The sequence below is a fragment of the Pseudoalteromonas sp. GABNS16E genome (genome assembly GCF_028598715.1).
In the GTDB taxonomy this organism is placed as follows: domain Bacteria; phylum Pseudomonadota; class Gammaproteobacteria; order Enterobacterales; family Alteromonadaceae; genus Pseudoalteromonas; species Pseudoalteromonas atlantica.
The window spans coordinates 1-8,175 of sequence record NZ_JAQREZ010000092.1; the positions used below are offsets into that span (position 1 = coordinate 1).

Genomic DNA, 8,175 nt, shown 5'->3' on the forward strand with positions numbered 1-8,175 from the left:
CCAATATGATTGATGGTGTTTATATAAGATGGCAGAATATTGGAAGGTAACCCACCGCCACAGACCATATAATATAATACCTGTAGCGTTCTATGTTACTTTAGAGGGGAAAATCCCTAGAACCCCAAAATGGCATCCACACAAAACACGCTCAGACCATTTACTTTAGGTGGGTAAAATTGAGCCTCAGCATCGTGTACCCGCCTGTTGTAAATGTCTAAATATATTTCTCCAGTTACATTTGTTTGCAACTGGAGTGGTTCAGGTTCATCTTTAAGCACTTCTACATCACCAGAATTCGGTTTTGTAGAAGTGGATAAACCAAATAACATCTTCATCGAGGATACGAATGACATTAGGCTACCTTGCTCGTACTATCTTCTTTGGTTTTGATAATTAATTTCATTTGCTCTTCAGTCAGAATCATCTTGGCTGTTTCGTAAGGAAGCGCACACAATGAAAGCATGTTGAAGTGTGGATCACGTAAAAACTCTAAATAGTAACGTGGCTGAAATTGTCCACCTTCGCGTTTGCCCGGCGAGGTCACTTTCATTATTCTGTCTGTAACACCAGTCACAATCGCAGCTGCTTGCTTGCACGCATGCTCATACTCAAGGTCGTCTAAGAACCCAAACATGAATAATTTCTCAATTGCGTTTACCTCCTTATCAATGGCAACAATTAACTGAGTAATAGTTAGGCCTACCGGATGTGATACTTCAAACTCCATAAAGTAGCTATCCGGTGTGTTAATTAAGAACTCGCCTGTGACTGGGAAGTTTTTCTCTTTCTCTACTCTTTGTTCATGAAGTGTATCTAATTGAACTTGAGCAACGGCCAAGTTAACGTCTGAATGCCATTGGGATATTCTCGTGTACGCAGCGTTTGAGGTTTTTGCCATGCGTAAAATTGCAGCCAATCGCTCAAATGCATTTAAAATTTTATGTTCGTTGAGCTTCAAATATGAATGAGTATGGTCAGTTTCATAATTGATTTTCGTCGAGATGGTTTTCATTTTACCTGCATGTTTCGTAACCGACTTATGTTGTGCTGGTTCATTCTGCAATGGTTTAGTTGATCTTGAATCACTTGTTTTCTTCGCCATGTTCTAGCTCCTTTGCTTCTAGTGCTTTTGAGTTATTTAGTAATTTTATGCTTTGATGAATAATATTAATTAGCGTGATTATGGGTTCAGCTTCACTTAGGAATTTATCTATAAATTCAACCTCCCAACTTTCTGCGTTTTTTACTAATTGGAATCGACTTGTAGTGCCATCCTTATTGCGCTTTAGTTCATTTGCATAGCGGAGTGTCTGCTTATTGCTTTTGGCAACATTGAGCCTAGCCCAGCTATTGTCGTAAACTCTCCATCTGAGCGTTATTCGGTTATGGTTTTTTGTTTTGTATATGCGAATGCTCGGTGCAACCTTGCCAACTTTAGCGTTTAAGTCAGAGTTAGCGCTTTGGGCTATGATTTTTCTATTCCTGTCACGCCAAGCAATCCAATAACCATCTACTAACGAATCAAGCTGTAAAGCTAGGTCGTCCTTCTTGTCGGTTAAATACTTCTGAACCTCTAATGCTTCTGCTTTCATTTTTAAACCTTTTCTTTTTCCATAGAGCTATTTTTACCTAAATATCCAAAAGAGAAAAAAAATAGAGAGGGTGTAAATGCATGCTGTAAATTTCGGGCACCTACCGGTGGGGGTTTGTTTTTGTGTAACTGCCCTAAAATCTAATTGAGGGCAGTTTTGCGAAAGTGCCCCTAAAAGGGCGGTTTGGTCGAAACTGCCCTCAATTAATTAGGGTATTATTTTATTTTTTACTTTTATGTATTCCTTAGTCATCATTGGTAATGTAGTAGATTCTCATAAACTGCCCTCAGTGGGCAGTTTGTATGTCGCGCTAATTAATTGAGGGCAGTTTTAATGATTTATTTTTTTTAATTTAAAGAAAGTGCCCGACGAATGGGCGGAAAAAAAATCTCACCCTATTAATTGAGGGCAGTTTTTTATTTTTATTCATTTCCTGTTTTACTAATTTTAAATTCTAATAGGCATGAAAATTGGCTTATCTTTTCCAAATTAAGCAAATGTGCCCTCATGCGGGCAGTTTAAGAGATAGTTCACTATTAATTGTGGGCAGTTTTCATAACTCTTATATTTTTATTTAAGCGATAATGCCCGAAGAATGGGCGGAAAAAAATTCTCACCCTATTAATTGAGGGCAGTTAAGGATAATGCCCCTTTATATTAATTTGATAGGTTGAAGTGTATTAGGCTTAGCTGCACTAAGTGTAAAGATTCGTATTGGAGTGCATCTTAATCAATTTACTGTGCATATTAATCAAGAAGAAGTGATGAACACGTTGTTAAAGCGTAGGAGTGTTTAATAAGAGTTAAAGACTAAATGAGTATCGCAGTTCATCAATTAAAGCAGCACTAAGCTGCTCAGTTTGATTAATAAGGGTCATGTGGCCAGAATTAAGCTTATTTTATGCCATACCACCCACTTGCTCACCATCCGAAATTGAGCAATGCCATATTGTGCCCCTTTTGTGCCGCTTTTAGGCCACACCTGCAACATGCTCACTATCCGCAATTGAGCAGTGCCATATTGTGCCGCTTTTGTGCCGCTTTTAAGCCGCACCTGCAACATGCTCACTATCCGCAATTGAGCAGTACCATATTGTGCCGCTTTTGTGCCGCTTTTAAGCCGCAGCTGCAACATGCGCACTATCCGAAATTATGCAGTGCCATATTGTGCCGTTTTCGTGCCGCTTTTAGGCCGCACCTGCAACATGCGCACTATCCGAAATTATGCAGTGCCATATTGTGCCGTTTTCGTGCCGCTTTTAGGCCACACCTGCAACATGCTCACTATCCGCAATTGAGCAGTGCCATTTTGTGCCGCTTTCGTGCCGCTTTAATGTTGTAGAGTGTGTTTTTGGTTTACCTCCCTTAACTAATAACTATTAAAGAACCTTAGAGGTACCATTTTGGGGTGCTCTAATATTTAAAGCTTTTAATTACCGGGTGTATGCTCTGGCTGAACAAATTATTGCATTGTAACGGGATTAGCTCTTTGGATGTGAAGATGCGTTTTTTGCATTACTTTGCCTCTTAGCGACCTTATTGGGCATATCAATAAGGTGGAAATTAATAACGCTTTGTTTAAGGCTGAAAAGTTCGGATGAGTATCGTGCCGCTTTCATGCTGTAGTGTGAATTTGCCGTAACTTATAAAATTACAGCTACCCAAAAACTACATTGTAAATTTTTTAATCTAATTCTATAACTGAGCCACTGTAGCGGCTTAACCATTTCCCCGTGCGCTTACATTCTACAAATTCATCTTTGGCTTGATGCATTTCTTCAAACGCTTTAGCAAGGCGAGTATCTTTAATTTTAAATAGTTGGCAATAATCTGCTGACGCATATTCGACAGTAACAAACAAAAAGCGACGAATATGAATACCCACCAAACTTGCTACATAAGTATAAAAAGCTTGCTGTAGGTCGTATTTCAACGAGCGCATTTGTCTTGAAAAATCATCTGGATTAGCAGAGCGAGTAGTTTTTACATCAGCGGCTTCATCATCAAACCTAAGCCAATCGAATTTAACCTTCAAAAGTAAACCTGAACGTGGGCAGCGTGAAATAATGGCAACTTCTGGTAAGCCATAATTAATGTACGCATCAGCTTGTGGTTCATTTTTTAAAGATTTAACTATACGTATAGCGCTATCCCACACTTGGCCATCAACACCCAGCTTACCGCCATACAATGTTTTTTCTTCGCCCTCTATTATTGCGGTGCTTTGTGCGCCCTCTTTTTCGCGATTAAGTCGTAATAAATGTTCAAAAACTTTCGCATTTGGATCGTGTTTAACCAATCGCTCAGCTTTAACAGCCTTAGTTCCTGTTGTTTTTAGATTATGCTTTTCCAGCTCAGCTTTAATTTGCGCCTCAGTATGCAATGCATCGGGCTCATCAATAGGTAGTAATTCTCTAAAGTATTTATTGTAAAAGTCTTCTGGCTCAAGAATTAGCTCATGGCCAAGTGTACCTGCATCTAATGTGCGTTGAGTTTGAAGCGTGCGCTTAACTTCAATACCTGATAAATATCTACGGTAGTAATGAGGCGGTGATTCCTTGAATTCTTTAAGTTGAGATGAGCTTAAAGCAGGGAGGCTATGGTACAAATCATTAGGCATATTAATGTAAATGCCTTCAATTAACTCGCCTTGAGAATCAACATAGTTAGGCTCGCCATTAGCATCGAAAGCTTCTATGGCTTTTTCTACCCAATTACTTAACTTAGGTGCAAGTTCTTCATTAGAGATAGCTTCTTGAATCTCATCAAGACCATAATTTAATTGTTTTGCTGCTGACATTGGTTTAACCCTTTAACTATTTATGCCGACCATAATGCCATAGATAGAAAATCAGGCTACTAACCTAGAGCGGCATAATAAACATGTAGTTAAGACTAATAACCATTGTGCTTAATCAGTATGATTTTATTTTTGATATGAAATATTGGTTACACAATTATGGTGTGACACCAGAATTGTGTATCTTTGCTGTTGCACACAACCCCCAAGGTACTCATGTATATGGGTGGCCTCAAGCTACCACTATGGAAAATAGGTCAAGTTACTGCCCGTATTTTGGCCATGCAGCCACGCTCTATGGGAAATAGGTCAAGTTTACTGCTCGTATTTAAGCGATACAGCTCGGCTCTATGGGAAATAGGTCAAGTTTACTGCCCGTATTTGGGCGATACAGCTCGGCACTATGGGAAATAGGTCAAGTTACTGCCCGTATTTGGGCGATACAGCTCGGCACTATGGGAAATAGGTCAAGTTACTGCCCGTATTTTGGCCATGCAGCCACGCTCTATGGGAAATAGGTCAAGTTTAACTGTAAGCGCGCATTTAAGCAGTGCGCTTAGCTATAATCGAAGTCTAGCTGCACATTCCACGGCATTAGGTCGGTAAAATCATCATCACCCTCATCTCGATTCGGCAACGTTTTAAATAAATGCACAAAGTAGTAATAAGGATTGATGTCATTGGCACGACACGTCATCACAATACTATAGAGTGTGGCGCTTGCTTGGGCACCATTAATTGACTTTGAGAATAGCCAGTTTTTCCTACCAGTGGTAAACGGCCGAATATCTCGCTCAGTAATATTATTATCAATCCCTAGTTCGCCATCTTCACTATACGCATTAATTTCGGCCATTGATTAAGCGTGTATTTTATCGCTTTGCCAATATAACTCCCCGCCGTTACTTTACCTTCGGCTTCATCAAGCCACGCTTTAAAGTGCATTAATATGGGTAAGGCTTTTTCTTGTCGTAACTGATACCGCGCTTGAGGGGATAACTGTTTGTTTTTAGCCTGGGTTTCCAGTTTATATAATTGGCTGATAAAGCTGATGGCTTTATGCGCTCGACCTTTGTTTTTCGACTCTGCTTTTAAGGCATCGTTATATTTGCGTCTAGCGTGTGCCCAACAACCAACAGGGGTAATGCCTTCAATACCGTCATAAACACGGTAACCGTCGCACTGTAAATAGCCTTGATAACCGGCAAGAAATTCTTTTGCGCAAGCGCGACTTCGACCTGCTTGGTAATCGTAAATCACGACAGGCTCATGGCTAACCTCATTGCTGCGATAAACCCACATGTAGGAATTGCTGCTAGGATTGTCACCTTCATCTAAGACTTGTGTACGGGTTTCATCGGCACATAAACTGTGCTCATTAAGCAAGTGACGTTGCATGGCTGCTACTAAGGGGTTGATTAGCAGGCCCGCTTTAATACACCAATTAGCTAATGTTCCGCGCGATAGTTCAAGGCCGCCACGGCCCAGTATTTCAACGAAACGATAAAGCGGTAAGGCATCGCAGTATTTGCCTGTCACAACCGCTGCTAATGCCTCGGGACTGGCAATACTCCCCGGTATCGGTTGTTTAGGTTTAGGCGCGGTGATGATTTTACTGGTCAATTGTTCATGCTCGCAATGTCTGCAAGCATATTTAAATTGTTTGTGCTTAATGACGCTGACTTTCGCCGGAATAATTTTAACTTGTTCGCTGTCTTCACTACCACATTGATGTAGTTGCTCACCGCAACACTGACACGTTAACTCGGTTAAGGTGTGCTCAACCTCTTCTCGTTCAAAGTGCTCAGCCAGCGTTTGTTTGCCTTTCTTATGGTGTTTAGGCGGCTCAGTCGTTTTATGATGCTCCGCTTCATTGAAGGTGCCCCGTGGGGCTTTTTCACTTTTTTTTACCGTATTTTTGGGATTTACTTAACTTAAGCTCAGCAAGCAAGTGGTCAATCCGCGATTGCATTTCAACCTTATCTTCTTGTAAAGCATCAAGCTTAGCCTGCATAAGTGCAAGCTGATTTTGTAGTTCGGTGATGAGAATAGTGTCTGGCATTTTAATAGCATGACACATGGGAAAGATCGTTCAAGTAAAAAAACGATCTGATTAATTTACATCACCGATAACCCCGATAAAGTCGGGTGCCGTGTTTGATTACTGACCGGTAACCCTGATAGCAACCACTGAAATCGTCCTTGTTCTAAACGACGATAATAGAGCCAAAAACCGGTGGTATCCCAAAATAAAGTCTTTAATTTATCGCGTTGTTTATTACAAAAAACGAACCACGCTTGGCTTAAAGGATCGAGAGATAGGGTATCGCTGACAATAATACTTAGGCCATTGATTGATTTGCGCATGTCGGTGAACCCCGTGACCAAGTAAACTTGGTGTGTGCAAGGTGTCACAGTACGCTCAATAATTTGGCTAGCGTTTGGTTAGCTAATGTCGACTCGAAGTCTATTTGATAGTCGTTTGGTGTGGTGAGTTTAATGATTGAAGGTTGCGTAAAGGCTTGTTCATGAATAACAAACGGGATCACCTGTTGCTTTTTAACCCTTACCGTTTACGCCAAACATAGAAAGTCGATGCGTTAATGTTGTTATCACGACAAAATTGAATGGTGGCTAAACCACTCGATTTTTGCTGCTCAAAAATGCCTTGCCAGTGTTTTATTTTTTGCTGCTTATTCATAATTACCTCAGGTTAATATGCTGAGTAAATTATGCATAGGTGCCATTAACATTGGTATGTGGGGCTAATTACGCGCTTACTTTTAAGGGCGATATTGCGCAAAAGGTAACTAGTCTTTTTTGTGACTTAAAGCCGTGATGTTTTAATAGCTCTTTCACTTGGTGGTGTGCTTTGGTTTTCGATGTACTGCTTAACCACATCCAAACTCGTACCACCACATGACACAATAGCTAGGCGACCAAAAGTGATTACCCCAAAGCATTGTCTTTATCCGCCCCCAATACTCGCGCTTTAGCATGTATGACGATTTTCCTTTGAGCTTATCAAGCAGGGAGAGCCGTATTAAAAGTAAATCCAGCCTACACCTGTCAGGAGTGCGCCAAGTGCGATCACACTCACTCCGACAACCGAGGATCACAAGAACTATTTTTGTGCGGTAACTGTGGAAACACTGACAATGCAGATAACAACGCATCACAGGTCATTAAGAAACGGGCAATTAACCTAATATTATAAACTGGAATGGTGTTGTCTGACGGTGGAGTTCTACGAACCAAGTCAGATAGTGGACGTGGAGGCAATCGTAAGACTAGCCGAGCCAAAATCTCGACTAGCGGTGTCCAACGAAGCGTCAAAAAAGAAGAGTTAGCGACTTAGGCTGTTATCTTGGAAGCTCGCTGCTTTAGTTGCGAGTAGTTCACATGAACCTTAGCATGTTATTAAATAATAAAATATTTCTTAAAAGTACGCATAATGATATTAGAAATCAATCTTAATCAAATCCAGTCCAAGAAGGACGGGTATTGGCCATTAATTTAAGCCTAACTCATTGGCCTTTTAAGGTGATGAGTAACAGGTGAAATATTTAAACTTCCGGCAGTCTATCGCTAAAGTAAAACTCCAACAATAAGTTGATGCTTAAATTTGCATATATGCCAGATTCGATTTTAGGGTCTGGCACGTGCCCAGACTGTGTGAAAACTAATTTTTAATAAATTGTCTTGGGTATGTTCTTAGTTTGAAACCATTTAAGATGGTTGCGATCGATTTTTTCTCAGTATCGCAATTTTCTCCGCGCG

The 8,175-nt window shown here is 40.6% G+C and carries 7 protein-coding genes and 3 pseudogenes; 1 reads left to right on the forward strand and 9 read right to left on the reverse strand.

Annotated elements, in window-relative coordinates; translation table 11 throughout:
• Window positions 1-116: 116 nt before the first annotated feature.
• The 9 genes and pseudogenes from PSI06_RS20235 to PSI06_RS21745 form a co-directional block, all read right to left on the reverse strand.
• Window positions 117-356 carry a hypothetical protein gene (locus PSI06_RS20235; RefSeq protein WP_273604747.1) on the reverse strand — a complete coding sequence of 80 codons (240 nt, stop codon included), beginning with the start codon at window positions 354-356 and terminating at the stop codon, window positions 117-119.
• Window positions 356-1,105 carry a hypothetical protein gene (locus tag PSI06_RS20240; protein WP_010554735.1) on the reverse strand — a complete coding sequence of 250 codons (750 nt, stop codon included), beginning with the start codon at window positions 1,103-1,105 and terminating at the stop codon, window positions 356-358. The genes PSI06_RS20235 and PSI06_RS20240 overlap by 1 nt, the downstream gene beginning before the upstream one ends.
• Window positions 1,086-1,595 (reverse strand): hypothetical protein, encoded by a 510-nt coding sequence (locus PSI06_RS20245; RefSeq protein ID WP_010554736.1) that lies wholly within the window; start codon window positions 1,593-1,595, stop codon window positions 1,086-1,088. The genes PSI06_RS20240 and PSI06_RS20245 overlap by 20 nt, the downstream gene beginning before the upstream one ends.
• Before the next feature lie 874 nt (window positions 1,596-2,469).
• Window positions 2,470-2,730 carry a hypothetical protein gene (locus PSI06_RS20250; protein WP_010554737.1) on the reverse strand — a complete coding sequence of 87 codons (261 nt, stop codon included), beginning with the start codon at window positions 2,728-2,730 and terminating at the stop codon, window positions 2,470-2,472.
• Window positions 2,731-3,279: 549 nt separating this feature from the next.
• Complete coding sequence (locus PSI06_RS20255; RefSeq protein ID WP_010554738.1) at window positions 3,280-4,395, reverse strand: PD-(D/E)XK nuclease-like domain-containing protein; 1,116 nt, start codon at window positions 4,393-4,395, stop codon at window positions 3,280-3,282.
• A 556-nt stretch (window positions 4,396-4,951) separates the two neighbouring features.
• Window positions 4,952-6,475: pseudogene (gene tnpC, locus PSI06_RS20265) on the reverse strand (IS66 family transposase).
• Window positions 6,476-6,513: 38 nt separating this feature from the next.
• A complete protein-coding gene (tnpB, locus tag PSI06_RS20275) occupies window positions 6,514-6,810 on the reverse strand; it encodes an IS66 family insertion sequence element accessory protein TnpB (RefSeq protein ID WP_010554741.1) in 297 nt (98 codons plus the stop codon).
• 151 nt (window positions 6,811-6,961) lie between these two features.
• The gene (tnpA, locus tag PSI06_RS20280) at window positions 6,962-7,096 is read right to left on the reverse strand and encodes an IS66 family insertion sequence element accessory protein TnpA (RefSeq protein ID WP_010554742.1); all 135 of its coding nucleotides are present in this window, start codon (window positions 7,094-7,096) and stop codon (window positions 6,962-6,964) included.
• 126 nt (window positions 7,097-7,222) lie between these two features.
• A pseudogene (locus PSI06_RS21745) lies at window positions 7,223-7,364 on the reverse strand (transposase); the annotation flags it as partial.
• 65 nt (window positions 7,365-7,429) lie between these two features.
• Between PSI06_RS21745 and PSI06_RS20285 the strand changes: the two are divergent.
• A pseudogene (locus PSI06_RS20285) lies at window positions 7,430-7,612 on the forward strand (zinc ribbon domain-containing protein); the annotation flags it as partial.
• Window positions 7,613-8,175: the final 563 nt, after the last annotated feature.

What these genes read in the sequence shown, in the direction of transcription:
- PSI06_RS20235 (WP_273604747.1), bottom strand. Translation starts at nt 356, where the DNA reads ATGTCATTCGTATCCTCGATGAAGATGTTATTTGGTTTATCCACTTCT.
- PSI06_RS20240 (WP_010554735.1), bottom strand. Translation starts at nt 1,105, where the DNA reads ATGGCGAAGAAAACAAGTGATTCAAGATCAACTAAACCATTGCAGAAT.
- PSI06_RS20245 (WP_010554736.1), bottom strand. Translation starts at nt 1,595, where the DNA reads ATGAAAGCAGAAGCATTAGAGGTTCAGAAGTATTTAACCGACAAGAAG.
- tnpA (WP_010554742.1), bottom strand. Translation starts at nt 7,096, where the DNA reads ATGAATAAGCAGCAAAAAATAAAACACTGGCAAGGCATTTTTGAGCAG.
- PSI06_RS20255 (WP_010554738.1), bottom strand. Translation starts at nt 4,395, where the DNA reads ATGTCAGCAGCAAAACAATTAAATTATGGTCTTGATGAGATTCAAGAA.
- PSI06_RS20250 (WP_010554737.1), bottom strand. Translation starts at nt 2,730, where the DNA reads ATGTTGCAGCTGCGGCTTAAAAGCGGCACAAAAGCGGCACAATATGGT.